Here is a 13,744-nt window from a genome sequence, read left to right as displayed (position 1 = left end):
GAAAAGATCAGTCCAGGTTGGGCCGCAGCCACCGCTCGGCGGTCTGGAGATCAACCCCGCGCCGCCCGGCATATTCCTCGAGCTGATCGCGCCCGACGCGCGCCACGCCGAAATATTCGGCCTCGGGATGGCCGAAATAAAAGCCGGAGACAGCCGCCGTCGGCAACATCGCGAAGCTTTCCGTCAGCGAGATGCCCGTCGCGTGATGGGCATCGAGCAGCTTGAACAGGGTCGGCTTCAGGCTGTGGTCGGGGCAGGCCGGATAACCGGGCGCCGGGCGGATGCCGCGATATTGCTCCCTGATCAGCGCTTCGTTGGTAAGCTGCTCGTCAGGCGCATAGCCCCAGAGCGTGGTACGGACATGGCGGTGCATCGCCTCGGCCAGCGCCTCGGCGAAGCGATCGGCCAGCGCCTTCAACAGGATGTCCGAATAATCGTCGATCGCCGCCTTGAAGCGGGCGAGGTGCGGTTCGATGCCGTGCACGCTGACCGCGAAGCCGCCGATCCAGTCGCCATCATGGCTGATGAAGTCGGCGAGGCACATGTTCGCCCTGCCCTCGCGCTTGGCGATCTGCTGGCGGAGGAAGGGCAATGTCACATGGCTCTCGTCCTCGAGATGGATGATGACGTCGTCGCCTTCGCGGCGGCATGGCCACAGGCCCGCCACGCCCCGCGCGACCAGCCACTTCTCGGCAACGATCTTGTCGAGCATCGCATTGGCATCGGCGAACAGGCTGCGCGCGCTTTCCCCGACGACCTTGTCGTCCAGAATGGCCGGGTAGTTGCCGGCCAGTTCCCAGGCGCGGAAGAAGGGCGTCCAGTCGATCACCTCGCGCAGTTCGGCCAGGTCCCAGTCGCGGAAGATGTGCACGCCGGGCTGAAGCGGCGTCGGCGGCTTGAGGTTCATGTCAGCCTCGAACGCATTGTCGCGTGCGACCTGGAGCGTGACCAGTTCGCTCTGGCTGCGACCGGCGCGGGCGACGCGCACCGCCTCATATTCGTCGGCGGTCTTTAGGACGAAGGCGTCTTTCTGCGTGTCGCTGACCAGGGTCGAGGCGACGCCGACCGCACGGCTGGCGTCGAGCACATGGACCACGGGACCATCATAGGCAGGGGCGATGCGCAACGCGGTATGGACCTTCGACGTGGTGGCGCCGCCGATCAGCAGCGGCATCGTCATGCCGGAACGCTTCATCTCCTCGGCGACGGTGACCATCTCGTCGAGCGACGGGGTGATCAGGCCGGACAGGCCGATCATGTCGGCGTCATTCTCGTTCGCCGCCTTCAGGATGTCGGACCAGGGCACCATGACGCCCATGTCGACCACGTCGAAGCCGTTGCACTGGAGCACGACGCCAACGATGTTCTTGCCGATATCATGCACGTCGCCCTTCACGGTCGCCATGATGATCTTGCCCTTCCCGCGCGCACCGGGCTCCTTGGCCGCCTCGATGAAGGGCAGCAGATGCGCCACCGCCTTCTTCATCACGCGCGCCGACTTCACCACCTGGGGCAGGAACATCTTGCCCGAGCCGAACAGGTCGCCGACGACGTTCATGCCATCCATCAGCGGGCCTTCGATCACTTCGATCGGGCGGGCGTAGAGCTGCCGCGCTTCCTCCGTGTCATCGACGACATGCGCGTCGATGCCCTTGACCAGGGCATGTTCCAGCCGCTTGGCGACGGGCCAGCCACGCCATTCGGCCGCCTGCTTCTCGGCGACCTCGTCAGTGCCCTTGTAGCGTTCCGCGAGAGCGATCAGCCGTTCGGTCCCCCCCTCGTCCTTGTTGAGGATGACGTCCTCACAAGCCTGGCGCAGTTCCGGATCGATCGTGTCGTACACGTCGAGTTGCCCGGCATTGACGATCGCCATGTCCAGCCCGGCCGGGATCGCATAATAGAGGAACACCGAATGCATCGCGCGGCGCACCGGCTCATTGCCGCGGAACGAGAAGCTGAGGTTCGAAAGGCCGCCGGAAATGTGGCAATGCGGGAGGCGCGCCTTGATCTCCTTGCAGGCCTCGATGAAATCGACCGCATAGTTGTTGTGCTCCTCGATCCCCGTCGCCACGGCGAAGATGTTGGGATCGAAGATGATATCCTCGGGCGGAAAGCCGATGCCCATCAGCAGGTTATAGGCACGTTCGCAGATCTCGACCTTGCGATCCCTGGTATCCGCCTGGCCCACCTCGTCGAACGCCATGACGACGACGGCGGCGCCATAGTGCATGACCTTCCTGGCCTGAGAAAGGAACTGAGCTTCCCCTTCCTTCATGCTGATCGAATTCACGATCGGCTTGCCGCTGACGCATTTCAGCCCGGCCTCGATCACCGACCATTTCGAGCTGTCGACCATGAAAGGGATTCGCGCGATATCCGGCTCGGCGGCGATCAGCTTCAGGAAGGTGGTCATCGCCACTTCGGCGTCGAGCAGACCCTCGTCCATGTTGACGTCAAGCACCTGGGCGCCCGATTCCACCTGCTGCAGCGCGACCTCGACCGCGGCGGCATAGTCACCCGCCATGATCAGCTTCTTGAAGCGCGCCGACCCGGTGACGTTGGTGCGCTCGCCGATATTGACGAACTGGGCGGTGGAGGGGGCAGAGGCCAAAATAAAATCCGTTCGTTTCGAGCGAAGTCGAGAAAGCTGGGTGAGCGCGCCGTCATTGTGTCTCGACTTCGCTCGACACGAACGGTTTGGGTTGTCCCTGCGCCTACGCGCCCATCGTCATCGGCTCCAGCCCGGCGAGCCGGGTCCTCACCGGCGGCACCGCTGGCGCGCGCGGGGGGAGACCGGCGACCGCCCCGGCGATCGCCGCGATATGCGCGGGGGTCGATCCGCAGCAGCCGCCCAGGATGTTGACCTGGCCGTTGGCCGCCCATTCGCGCACCAGCCCGGCGGTGGTCGCCGGCTGCTCGTCATATTCGCCGAGTTCGTTGGGGAGGCCCGCGTTCGGATAAACCATGATCAGCGTGTCGGCGATATCGCTGAGCGTGCGCACATGCGGGCGGAGCTGTTCGGCCCCGAACGAGCAGTTGAGCCCGATGGTGATCGGCCTTGCGTGGCGCACTGCGTGCCAGAATGCCTCGACCGTATGGCCGGAAAGATTGCGGCCCGACAGGTCGGTCAGGGTCATCGACAGCATGATCGGCACGTCGCGGCCGAGCGCATCCGCCGCCTCAAGCGCCGCCATGACGCCGGCCTTGGCGTTGAGGGTGTCGAACACCGTCTCGATCAGGATGAAATCGACGCCGCCTTCGAGCAGCGCGTCGATCTGTTCGCGATAGACATCCTTCAGATAGTCGAAGTCGATCTCCCGGAAGCCGGGGTCGTTGACGTCGGGCGACAACGACAGCGTCTTGTTGGTCGGCCCGATCGCGCCGGCGACGAAGCGCGGGCGACCGTCTTTCGCGGCATATTGGTCGGCCAGCCGGCGCGCGATCTGCGCGGAGGCGATGTTGATTTCCTTGACCAGGCTCTCTGCCGCATAATCGGCCTGGCTGATCACATTGGCGCTGAAGGTATTGGTCGAGACGATGTCGGATCCGGCGTCGAGATATTCGCGGGTGATCGTCTCCGGCACCTCGGGCTTGGTCAGCGCCAGGATGTCGTTATTGCCCTTCTGGTCCTTGGCCAGACCGAGCGTACCGGCATAGTCGGCCTCGCTCAGCTTCCAGTTCTGGATCTCGGTGCCGAACGCGCCGTCAGTGATGAGGATTCGCTTGGCGGCCTCGGCCAGCAGTGTCTCGCGTGCAGTCATGGTCATATCCTTCAGGCCGCCGCCTCATGCGCCGGTACCTTCGCGCGCAACCCAAGCATGTGGCAGATCGCGAAGCTCAGTTCGGCGCGGTTGAGCGTGTAGAAATGGAAGCTGCGCACATCGCCGGCATAGAGCCGGCGGCACATCTCGGCGGCGACCGTCGCCGCGACGAGCTGGCGCGCGGCGGGGTGATCGTCGAGCCCGTCGAACAAGCGGCCCATCCAGTCGGGGATCCCGGCGCCGCACATCGCCGCGAACTTGCGGGTCTGCGCCACGTTGGAGACGGGCAGGATGCCGGGAACGATTTCCGCCGTGATCCCGGCCGCGGCGACACGGTCACGGAAACGGAAAAATGCCTCTGGCGAGAAGAAGAACTGGGTGATCGCCCGGTTCGCGCCGGCATCAAGCTTTCGCTTGAGATTGTCGATATCCGCCGTCGCGTCCGGCGAATCCGGGTGGCATTCGGGATAGGCGGCGACCGAGATCTCGAACGGATGAAGCTTCTTCAGGCCAGCGACCAGCGCGGCCGCATTCTCATAACCATCAGGATGCGCAGCGAACTTCGCACCGGCAACGGGCGGATCGCCGCGCAGCGCGACGATATGCCGAACGCCGGCGGCCCAATATTCCTCCGCCACCTGATCGATCTCGGTCTTGCTCGCCTCGACGCAGGTGAGGTGCGCGGCAGCCGCCAGCGAGGTCTCGCGCTGGATCCGCGCGACCGTCGCATGGGTGCGTTCGCGGGTCGACCCGCCAGCGCCATAGGTGACCGAGACGAAACGCGGGCCGAGCGGCTCAAGCGTCTTCACCGCCTCCCACAGGGTTTCTTCCATCTTGGGCGTCTTGGGCGGGAAGAACTCGAACGACACCTGTGCGTCGCCCGCGAGATCAGCGAACAAGGGCGACGCCTGGGCGCGACGCGCTTCGCTTTGCGGGTTCTGGGTCGTCATGCTGCCTTAACCTCTCGTACCGGTATCTGTTTTGGGGCCGCCGCCTTGCGCGCCAGCCAGAGTTTCACCGTCAGTTCGCCGCCCTCAAGCGTCTCGGTCCGCGCCGAGACCAGCCCGGCGGCATCGAACCACGCCGCGATCTGCTCGTCCGAAAAACCGAGGCGCGTATGCGCGTCGCGGGTCCGCAGATCCTCGCGGTCGTGCGACGCGAAATCCGCGATGAGCAGGCGCCCGCCATCGGCCAGTACCCGCGCCGCCTCGGCGATGGCAGCGCCAGGCTGCTGAGCGAAATGGAGCACGTGGTGAAGGATCGCCGCGTCCGCCTCGCCATCGCCGAGCGGCAGCGCGTACAAATCCGCCTGACGCAGTTCAGTGTTGGCGAGCCCGCGCTCGGACAGCTTGGCACGGGCAAGGCGGAGCATTTCCGAACTGCGGTCGATACCCAGCGCATATTTCGCGCGGCCGGCGAACAGCTCCAGCATGCGGCCGGTGCCGGTGCCGATATCGATGAGCTGGCCGATCGGCGCGTCGCCAAGCACCGCCGACATCGCCGCCTCGACCTCGCTCTCCGCGATATGCAGCGAGCGGATCGCATCCCATTGACCGGCATTCGCCTCGAACCAGCCGGCCGCCGAGGCAGCGCGGTCGGCGCGCACCGCCGCGAGCCGCGCCGCATCCGCCACCGCCCAGTGGTCAGGCTCGACCTTGCCCCATTCGTCAAGCGAGGCGAGCACCGGATCGACCTTCGAGGCGGCGCCAAGCGCCACGAACACCCAGCTGCCCTCCTTGCGCCGCTCCGCAAGGCCCGCGTCGCACAGGATCTTAACGTGGCGGCTGACGCGCGGCTGGCTTTGTCCGAGCACCTGTGCCAGCTCGCCGACCGACAGCTCCATCGAGCGCAGCAGCGCGAGGATGCGAAGCCGGGTGGCGTCCGCGAGCGCGCGGAATATGTCGAGGGCGAGGGTCATCGTGAATCGACATATAAAGATATCTTTATATGAGGTCAACGCCGAGACGAGGGAACCGAAGCCGATTGCGCGCGTCTCGCCCGTTCGATAGCGTCCACCACGACGCGCCCGATGCCGGCGCGCATCTGAGAAGAGGGAGTCTGACAGATGAGGAAATTCCTGGCCCTGCCGCTCGTGCTGGCCGCAACCATCGGCCTTGGCGCCTGCAGCCCGAAGGCACAGAACGAAACCGCCCAGGCAGCCGACACCATCGCCGCCGACGCCAATGCGACGATGAGCGAGGCCGCCGCCGATACGGGCGCCGCCGCCGACCGTGCGCTCGGCGCGGCCGAGGCGTCGATCGACAATGCCGGCAATGCGATTGGCAATGCAACCGACCGCGCGATGGACAAGACGGGCAACGCAATGAAGGCAGCGGGCAGCGAGATCGAGGACTAGGCGCTTCCCGGCCGATCGTGCCGGGCATGTCGAAGCGCTGCGTTCAACTTTGACATTGCAAGGCCGACCGGTCCTTCGACAAGCCCGGAACGAACGGAGAGACAAGCGAATGGCCTATTCGAGGTCCGGGAGCCTGCTGGCCGGCGCGTTGTTGCTCGCCGCCTGTAGTGGCGACAACAATACGCCGGGCGCCGCCACGCCGGCCGAGGCGCGCGCGCTCAACGACGCCGCGGCGATGCTCGACGCCAACAGCGTCGACATGAACGCGGTGTCGGCCAACCAGATCGACGACGGCAACGAGGAGCAGCCGCAATGACCAATCTTCGCCGCCTGGGATCGACCGATCTCCACATCGCGCCGCTGGTACTCGGCGGCAACGTCTTCGGCTGGACGGCGGACAAGGCGGCAAGCTTCGCCGTGCTCGACGCCTTCGTCGCGGCGGGCGGCACGATGATCGATACGGCAGACGTCTATTCTGCCTGGGTGCCCGGCCATAAAGGCGGCGAATCCGAAAGCGTGATCGGCGAGTGGCTGCGCATCAGCGGCAAGCGCGACAAGGTGCAGATCGCCACCAAGGTCGGCATGCTGCCCGGCGAGGGCGGCGAGAAACTGGCGCCCGCGCGGATCGCCGCCGCGGCGGAGGCGTCGCTCAAGCGCCTCGGGATCGAGCGGATCGATCTCTATTTCGCGCATCAGGACGATGACGCGGTCGCCCAGGAAGATGCGCTCGCGGCGTTCAGCAAGCTGATCGATGCCGGCAAGGTCCGCGCGCTCGGCGCCTCGAACTTTCACGCCGCGCGCCTGAAATCGGCACATGACGCGGCGACCGCGCATGGCCTGCCGCAATATCACGTGCTCCAGCCTGAATATAATCTGGTCAGCCGCCACAAATTCGAGGGCGAATTGCAGGACTATTGCGTGGTCCACGATATCGGCGTGGTGCCCTATTACGGGCTCGCTTCCGGCTTCCTCACCGGCAAGTACCGCTCGGCCGACGATCTCGGCAAAAGCGTGCGCGGCGGGCGAATGACCGACCTGCTCGAAGGCAAGGGCACGGCAGTCCTTTCGGCGATGGACGATGTCGCGGCCGAGACAGGCGCGACGCTCGCCCAGATCGCCCTCGCCTGGCTGGCGGCGCAACCCGGCGTCACCGCGCCGATCGCCAGCGCGACCAGTGTCGCGCAGATCGACGAACTGGCCGGATCGATGGGCCTTGAGTTGACGGAGGCACATCTGGAGCGGCTGACCAACGCCGGCGCCTGAACGACCAATAAAGGGGGGACGAGGATATGAAGACAATTGTCGCGGCGACTTTCGCCGCCCTTCTGCTTGCCGGCATGCCCGCCAGCGCGCAGCAGGCGCCCGCGACCCCTCAGCCTTTCACCGCGGGCGACTCATTAGGCGTGACGATCGAGGGCAGGCACACCCCGATGTCCTCGAACGTCAAGGTCCATGGCGCGATCGTCAGCGCGGAGAGCTGCAGCTACGATCCGGCCCGCAAGCTGATCATGGCGGTCAACCGCGGCGCCGCGCAGAAAGAGGCGCCGAACGACGGCTTCGTCTCGCTGATCAATCATGACGGGTCCGTCCACACCTCGCGCTGGATCGGCGTGAACCGAAACGGACTGGTGCTCAACCAGCCGTTCGGCAGCGACGTGCACGACGGCAAGCTCTACCTCGCCGACAGCGACGGCGACACCGCCGACGGCGCGAAACGAGTCTCCGTCATCCGCATGTTCGACCTGAAGACCGGCGCACCGGCCGGCGAGATCAAAAGCCCCGACGTGGCCTGGCTCAACGATATCGGGGTGGCCGCGGACGGCACCATCTACGGATCGCAGACCGGTACCGCCGATGCCCAGACGCCGTGGCGGATCTACAAGATCACGCCCGACGGCAGGACCTCGATCTTCCTTGAAGGGGCGCCGCTGTCGCGCCCGAACGGCGTCGCGATCGACAAGGATGGCACTATCGTGGTGGTCAACATCGGTGACGATTCAGTGCTGACCTTCTCGCCCGCAGCAAAGCTGCTGAGAACCGAGCACACGGCGCAAGCCGGCAATGACGGCCTGGTGATCATGCCGGACGGCACCAAATATGTCAGCAGCGTGCTGCATGGCGGCATCTCGCGCATCCGGCCTGGCCAGGCGGCCACGCTCGTCGCCACGGGCATCCCGAGCGCCGCATCGATGTGCCTCGATATGGACGCCAACCAGCTGGTCGTGCCGATGAACGCGAACAACGCACTGGCATTCGTAAAGCTGTGACGACCGGCCCCGATCGCGGCCGGCCCCACCTCATAGATAGGCGGTGATCGCAGGTTTCTCCCACCAGAGATTGTCGCGGCCATTGGCGTAGTTGACCGGCGCATCCGCCAGTTCCTGCGGGGTCGCTTCATCGAGGCAGTTGACGGCGATGCTGACGAAATCGCCGCCGATCTGTTCGACATGGCCGTCGCCGAACGGGGCGCAACCGCATGTCCGGCAGAAGCGGTGATGACCGGACAGCGTGCCGAACTGATAATCCGACAGCGAGTCAGCGCCCTGGAGAAGACGGAAGGCATCGGGCTTGATGGTCACCCCCCAGGCCCGCCGCTTGGTGCAGATCGAGCAGTTGCACCTGCCAGTGCCCGTGGCGAGATCGAGGTCGGCCTCGAACTTGACCGCGCCGCAATGGCAGCTGCCGTGATAGGTCTTCAGCATGATGATCTCCCTTTGACTGTTGGTTCGTTCCGGGGATCGACATACTGCCACCCTGCTGCCAGCATGGTGGCAGCAGCCTGTCATTAGGACCGTCTCATGCGCCGCGCCGACCGCCTGTTCGAGATCGTCCAGATCCTGCGCCGGGAGCGCCGCCCGATCACGGCCGACTCGATCGCGGCCGAGCTCGAAACCTCGAAACGATCAGTCTATCGCGATATCGCGGCGCTGACGGCGCAGCGCGTGCCCATCAGGGGCGAAGCCGGTATCGGCTATATCCTCGAAAGCGGTTTCGACCTGCCGCCGCTGATGCTCAATCCCGAAGAGGTCGAGGCAGCGGTCCTCGGCGCCCAATGGGTGGCGGGGCATGGCGACCCGGCGCTCGCCCATGCGGCGCGCAACCTGATCGCGAAGATCGGCGCCGTGGTGCCGGCCGAGATGCGGGCGCTGGTCGACGATCCCGCGGCACGGACGCCGCCGGCATGGCGGATGCCCGAGGATGCGGTCGACGCCACCGGACTACGCCAGGCGATCCGGGCGGGCCGCAAGATTGCCCTGTCCTATCGCGCCGAGAATGGCGAACCAACTCAACGGATCGTATGGCCGGCGCTGCTCGGCTATCACCATAGCGCGAGGATATTGATCGCCTGGTGCGAGTTGCGCGAGGATTTCCGGAGCTTCCGGCTCGACCGGATCATGGCGGCCGAACTGCTCGACATGCGCTATCCCGCCCGCCCTGCCCAGTTGCGAGCGCGATGGCTCACTGAAGTGGAACGGCGACGGCACTGCGATTCCCGTTGACGGAATCGTGGCCGAGCGTAGGGGCGGATTCATGAAAGCCCACAACCTGCAGAAGCTTCGCCGCTATCATCTGTATGTCGGCATGTTCCTTGCCCCGGCGATCATCTTCTTCGCGCTCAGCGGCGCGTTGCAGACGTTTCGCCTTCAGGAGGAAAAGGGCTGGGGCGGCACGCCGCCCGAATGGATCGTCTGGCTGGCGAGCGTCCACAAGGACGACCGCCTGCCTCAGCCAAAACAAGCGGGCGGCGACGAGCATGCGAAGCCAGCCGCCAAGTTGGCGCCCAAGACGCCGCAGAAACCCAAACCATCGGCCCTGCCCTTCAAGATCTTCGCCGTCATCATGTCGATCGGGCTGATCCTGTCGGCAGTGCTGGGCATGATCATCGCGCTCAGCAACCGCGCGACGCGGCGGCTTTCGACGATCATGCTGGTGGCCGGCGTGGTGGTGCCGATCCTCCTGCTGAAGATCTAGGTCGGATCGATATTCCCTTCGCTGGCACGGTTACAGCAAGGAGAAGGGTTCGCGCGGAGGGCGCTGAGAACGCAGAGTTCATTTCCGGACCTGATCATCGTGCGCCGGCAACTTGCCTGTTCATGGACATGTTTGTCATCGCAAACCAGGGCGCGCCACTGGCCGCACCTACTAGGCGTCCTCGGCGCCTCCGCGCGAACCATATTGCGCCGCCGACGGGCAGGTTCTGAATATCGATCCGCCCTAGCCAGGCGGCGATTGCGCACCGCTTCACCCTGAAACGAGTTCCGCACGATGAATAGGAAAACGGCCCGGGGCTCCCACCCCGGGCCGCTGTCCTGACGCACCGTTCGCTTACGCCGCGAACTGGTTCATCGTGTTGTGCACGCCGCCGGCCTTCAGCGCGGCCTCTCCCGCGAAATATTCCTTGTGGTCGTCGCCGATGTCGGAACCCGACATGTTCTGGTGCTTCACGCAGGCGATGCCCTGGCGGATCTCCTGCCGCTGCACGCCGAGGACGTAGCCGAGCATGCCGGCCTCGCCGAAATATTCCTTCGCCAGATTGTCGGTCGACAGTGCCGCGGTGTGATAGGTCGGCAGCGTGATCAGGTGATGGAAGATGCCGGCCCGCTTCGCGCTGTCAGCCTGGAAAGTGCGGATACGCTCGTCGGCTTCGTCGCCCAGTTCAGTCCCGTCATAGTCGACGCTCATCAGCTTCGCCCGGTCATAGGCCGAGACGTCCCTGCCCTCCGTCGCCCAGGCATCGAACACCTGCTGGCGGAAGTTGAGCGTCCAGTTGAACGACGGCGAGTTGTTGTAGACCAGCTTGGCGTTGGGGATCACCTCGCGGATGCGATCGACCATGCCGGCGATCTGTTCGATATGCGGCTTCTCGGTCTCGATCCACAACAGGTCGGCGCCGTTCTGAAGCGAGGTGATGCTGTCGAGGACGCAGCGATCCTCGCCTGAACCGGCACGGAACTGATAGAGGTTCGACGCCAGCCGCTTGGGCCGCACGAGCTTGCCGTCGCGGTTGATGACCACGTCGCCGCTGCGGGCGTTCTCGGGCGTGATCTCCTCGCAGTCGAGAAACGCGTTATACTGGTCGCCCAGATCGCCCGGTTCGTTGCTGAAGGCGATCTGCTTGGTCAGGCCCGCACCGAGCGAGTCGGTCCGCGTGACGATGATGCCGTCCTCGACGCCGAGTTCAAGGAACGCATAGCGGCACGCGCGGACCTTCGCGAGGAAGTCCTCGTGCGGCACAGTGACCTTGCCGTCCTGGTGGCCGCATTGCTTCTCGTCGGAGACCTGGTTTTCGATCTGCAGCGCGCAGGCGCCCGCCTCGATCATCTTCTTCGCGAGCAGATAGGTCGCCTCCGCGTTGCCGAAACCGGCATCGATGTCGGCAATGATCGGCACGACATGAGTCTGGTAATTCTCGACCGACGCGAGGAGTTGCTTCTCCTTGAGCTGGTCGCCTGCCTCGCGCGCGGCGTCGAGCTCACGGAACATCATGCCGAGTTCGCGGGCATCAGCCTGGCGCAGAAAGGTGTAGAGTTCCTCGATCAGCGCGGGAACCGACGTCTTTTCGTGCATCGACTGATCGGGCAGCGGGCCGAATTCCGACCGGAGCGCCGCGATCATCCAGCCCGACAGATAAAGATAGCGCCGCTCGGTCGAGCCGAAATGCTTCTTGATGGCGATCAGCTTCTGCTGGCCGATGAACCCGTGCCAGCAGCCGAGCGACTGGGTGTAGTTCGCCGGATCGGCATCATAGGCAGCCATGTCCTTGCGCATGATCGCAGCGGTATAGCGCGCGATGTCGAGCCCGGTCCGAAAGCGGTTCTGGACGCGCATGCGCGCCACCGCCTCGGCATCGATCCCGTCCCAGGTGCCGTTCTTGCCGCCGATGAGTTGGCCGAGCTGTGCGATGTCACTTTGGTAGGTCACGATACGTCCCTCGCTTGATGAAGTACGAGGATCAGTACACAAATTGACAAGGGTTGGATCGAATCCACGAAGGAGAACTGCGTTAAGCTGTAACAGCCTGCCAGATAATCTAGTGAATTTGTAAATTTATAACAGAGAGTCAATCTCCGCCGAATGTGAAGGGGGATACGCCACGCTCGCGCTCGTTGATCAACACAGCCCGCCCGGTCGGGGGTGCCGAACGTTGCGGACAGCGATCACGCAGACAGGCCCGACAGCCAAGGCCGATCGGCGTCGCCTCGCCCTTGAGGTCGACTCCCCGCGCCGCCGCCAACCCGTCGGCGAAGTCAGCGGCCACGCCCAGCCCAACGGCGAATTCCGCCGGCACGGCGCCATAGCGCCGGCCTTGCGGCGCCACCGTGCGCGCCATGGTGAACCAGCGGGCACCATCCTCAAGCTCGACCAGCTGCACCGCGAGCGTGCCGGGCCGATCGAAGGCATGGTGCACACGCCACAAGGGACAGCGCCCCTCGGCTTCAACGAGCGGCGATCCGCTCGCGCCCGAAAAGCGTTTCGACGCCTGCCCTGCCCGATCGACCCTGACCATGAAGAAGGGCAACCCCCGCGCGCCGACACGCTGCAGGGTCTGCAACCGGTGCGCGACCTGCTCGAAGCCGACGCCGAACCGACGCTGGAGCAGTTCGAGATCATAGCCGGTCGCCTCGCACGCCCGGAGGAAGCGCGCATAGGGCATCATCACCGCGGCGGCGAAATAGCTGGCGAGATGGCGACGATAGAGCCGCTCCGCCGCGCGATCGGCGAAGCCAGCGCCCTTGGCGAGCGCCTCGATCTCACCCCGCGCCTCGATCTGGGCGAGCTGGAAGGCAGCGGCAAAGGTGCGCGAGGCCGGATCAAGCGTCTCGCTCAACTGCAACTGACGCGCATGGAGATCGAGCCGGCGCAGCAGATCAGGCATCACATCGACCGGCAGGATTCGGATGGTGAGCTGATGCTTGATCCGAAGGCGTTCAGCGATCGCGCCGTAAAGATCACCCGCACCAAGCCGCAATTCGTCAGCCAGCTTCTCCGCCGCCCCGTCGAGATCGGCGAAATGACCACGCCATCGCTCTATCTCCCGCCGCACCTTGGCGATCGGATCACTCGCCTCGCCCGGCGCCGCGCCCGCTCCGACCCGATCATAGGCGCGGGCAAAAGCCTCGGCACCGCCCGGCGCGCCCGCCAGCCATTCCTCGATCTCGTTCCGGTCGATCTCGAGGTCAGCGAACATCGGATCGGCGAGCCGCCGCCGGATCGCCGATTCCCCGCCGCCCGGCTCTCCCGCAGCGAGCGCACGGGGATCGAAATCGAAACTTTCGGCCAGCTTGACCAGCAGCGAGGCCGACAAGGGCCGCTGATTGCGCTCGACCAGATTCAGGTAGCTGGCCGAGATCGCCAGCACGTCGGACATCGCAGCCTGGGTAAGGCCCGCCTGGCGGCGCAGACGCCGCACCGCGTGTCCGGCAAAGAGCTTCCTGTCCGCCATTCCGCCCATCCCTTCGACGCGCCCGCTTTCACTGGCATGGGACGATTTGTCAACTTTTTACAAAATTTCAGAAATGAGCCTCACAGTTACGACACCGCGACATTCCCGCCAGACCTGCACTGCCTGACTCATACGATTTCCCACGGTAACGCCTGTCTCAGGTACCCTGTCAGGTAACCACCT

The 13,744-nt window shown here is 65.1% G+C and carries 13 protein-coding genes; 6 read left to right on the top strand and 7 right to left on the bottom strand.

Features of this window, described 5'->3' with window-relative positions:
• Positions 1 to 7 precede the first annotated feature (7 nt).
• From metH to NDN01_RS02270, 4 genes are all read right to left on the bottom strand, one after another.
• The gene (metH, locus tag NDN01_RS02285; RefSeq protein WP_443025189.1) at positions 8 to 2,611 is read right to left on the bottom strand and encodes a methionine synthase; all 2,604 of its coding nucleotides are present in this window, start codon (positions 2,609 to 2,611) and stop codon (positions 8 to 10) included.
• Positions 2,612 to 2,714: 103 nt separating this feature from the next.
• Complete coding sequence (locus NDN01_RS02280; RefSeq protein WP_272625520.1) at positions 2,715 to 3,761, bottom strand: homocysteine S-methyltransferase family protein; 1,047 nt, start codon at positions 3,759 to 3,761, stop codon at positions 2,715 to 2,717.
• An 11-nt stretch (positions 3,762 to 3,772) separates the two neighbouring features.
• Entirely contained in the window at positions 3,773 to 4,711 is a 939-nt protein-coding gene (gene metF / locus NDN01_RS02275; RefSeq protein WP_272625519.1) for a methylenetetrahydrofolate reductase, read from the bottom strand.
• Complete coding sequence (locus NDN01_RS02270) at positions 4,708 to 5,679, bottom strand: ArsR/SmtB family transcription factor (protein WP_272625518.1); 972 nt, start codon at positions 5,677 to 5,679, stop codon at positions 4,708 to 4,710. Before NDN01_RS02270 ends, metF begins: the two co-directional genes overlap by 4 nt.
• A 147-nt stretch (positions 5,680 to 5,826) precedes the next feature.
• Between NDN01_RS02270 and NDN01_RS02265 the strand changes: the two genes are divergently transcribed.
• The 4 genes from NDN01_RS02265 (at position 5,827) to NDN01_RS02250 (ending at position 8,384) form a co-directional block, all read left to right on the top strand.
• Entirely contained in the window at positions 5,827 to 6,117 is a 291-nt protein-coding gene (locus NDN01_RS02265; protein ID WP_272625517.1) for a hypothetical protein, read from the top strand.
• Between the two features lie 109 nt (positions 6,118 to 6,226).
• Positions 6,227 to 6,433 carry a hypothetical protein gene (locus NDN01_RS02260; protein ID WP_272625516.1) on the top strand — a complete coding sequence of 69 codons (207 nt, stop codon included), beginning with the start codon at positions 6,227 to 6,229 and terminating at the stop codon, positions 6,431 to 6,433.
• Entirely contained in the window at positions 6,430 to 7,380 is a 951-nt protein-coding gene (locus NDN01_RS02255; RefSeq protein WP_272625515.1) for an aldo/keto reductase, read from the top strand. The genes NDN01_RS02260 and NDN01_RS02255 overlap by 4 nt, the downstream gene beginning before the upstream one ends.
• A 26-nt stretch (positions 7,381 to 7,406) precedes the next feature.
• Positions 7,407 to 8,384: an SMP-30/gluconolactonase/LRE family protein gene (locus tag NDN01_RS02250; RefSeq protein ID WP_272625514.1), complete on the top strand. Its 978-nt coding sequence runs from the start codon at positions 7,407 to 7,409 to the stop codon at positions 8,382 to 8,384.
• 30 nt (positions 8,385 to 8,414) lie between these two features.
• Here the strand turns inward: NDN01_RS02250 and NDN01_RS02245 are convergent, their stop codons facing one another.
• Positions 8,415 to 8,819 carry a GFA family protein gene (locus tag NDN01_RS02245; RefSeq protein WP_272625513.1) on the bottom strand — a complete coding sequence of 135 codons (405 nt, stop codon included), beginning with the start codon at positions 8,817 to 8,819 and terminating at the stop codon, positions 8,415 to 8,417.
• A gap of 96 nt (positions 8,820 to 8,915) precedes the next feature.
• Between NDN01_RS02245 and NDN01_RS02240 the strand changes: the two genes are divergently transcribed.
• On the top strand, positions 8,916 to 9,617 hold the full coding sequence (locus NDN01_RS02240) for a helix-turn-helix transcriptional regulator (RefSeq protein WP_272625512.1): 702 nt from the start codon (positions 8,916 to 8,918) through the stop codon (positions 9,615 to 9,617).
• A 31-nt stretch (positions 9,618 to 9,648) separates the two neighbouring features.
• Positions 9,649 to 10,089, top strand: coding sequence for a hypothetical protein (locus tag NDN01_RS02235; RefSeq protein ID WP_272625511.1), 441 nt, complete (start codon positions 9,649 to 9,651; stop codon positions 10,087 to 10,089).
• 354 nt (positions 10,090 to 10,443) lie between these two features.
• On the opposite strand, the gene NDN01_RS02230 is transcribed toward NDN01_RS02235, so the two are convergent.
• Both NDN01_RS02230 and NDN01_RS02225 read right to left on the bottom strand, forming a co-directional pair.
• The gene (locus NDN01_RS02230; protein WP_272625510.1) at positions 10,444 to 12,039 is read right to left on the bottom strand and encodes an isocitrate lyase; all 1,596 of its coding nucleotides are present in this window, start codon (positions 12,037 to 12,039) and stop codon (positions 10,444 to 10,446) included.
• Between the two features lie 139 nt (positions 12,040 to 12,178).
• Positions 12,179 to 13,561 (bottom strand): helix-turn-helix domain-containing protein, encoded by a 1,383-nt coding sequence (locus tag NDN01_RS02225; RefSeq protein ID WP_272625509.1) that lies wholly within the window; start codon positions 13,559 to 13,561, stop codon positions 12,179 to 12,181.
• Positions 13,562 to 13,744 lie beyond the last annotated feature (183 nt).

This window comes from Sphingomonas sp. QA11 (assembly GCF_028473665.1).
GTDB classification, from domain to species: Bacteria; Pseudomonadota; Alphaproteobacteria; order Sphingomonadales; family Sphingomonadaceae; genus Sphingomonas; species Sphingomonas phytovorans.
The sequence above is the reverse complement of the archived record's forward strand: the minus strand, read 5'-3'. Positions and strand labels throughout refer to the sequence as shown.

Coding starts and splice junctions, on each gene's coding strand:
- NDN01_RS02280 (WP_272625520.1), bottom strand. CDS start 3,761: ATGACTGCACGCGAGACACTGCTGGCCGAGGCCGCCAAGCGAATCCTC.
- metF (WP_272625519.1), bottom strand. CDS start 4,711: ATGACGACCCAGAACCCGCAAAGCGAAGCGCGTCGCGCCCAGGCGTCG.
- NDN01_RS02270 (WP_272625518.1), bottom strand. CDS start 5,679: ATGACCCTCGCCCTCGACATATTCCGCGCGCTCGCGGACGCCACCCGG.
- NDN01_RS02265 (WP_272625517.1), top strand. CDS start 5,827: ATGAGGAAATTCCTGGCCCTGCCGCTCGTGCTGGCCGCAACCATCGGC.
- NDN01_RS02260 (WP_272625516.1), top strand. CDS start 6,227: ATGGCCTATTCGAGGTCCGGGAGCCTGCTGGCCGGCGCGTTGTTGCTC.
- NDN01_RS02255 (WP_272625515.1), top strand. CDS start 6,430: ATGACCAATCTTCGCCGCCTGGGATCGACCGATCTCCACATCGCGCCG.
- NDN01_RS02250 (WP_272625514.1), top strand. CDS start 7,407: ATGAAGACAATTGTCGCGGCGACTTTCGCCGCCCTTCTGCTTGCCGGC.
- NDN01_RS02245 (WP_272625513.1), bottom strand. CDS start 8,819: ATGCTGAAGACCTATCACGGCAGCTGCCATTGCGGCGCGGTCAAGTTC.
- NDN01_RS02240 (WP_272625512.1), top strand. CDS start 8,916: ATGCGCCGCGCCGACCGCCTGTTCGAGATCGTCCAGATCCTGCGCCGG.
- NDN01_RS02235 (WP_272625511.1), top strand. CDS start 9,649: ATGAAAGCCCACAACCTGCAGAAGCTTCGCCGCTATCATCTGTATGTC.
- NDN01_RS02225 (WP_272625509.1), bottom strand. CDS start 13,561: ATGGCGGACAGGAAGCTCTTTGCCGGACACGCGGTGCGGCGTCTGCGC.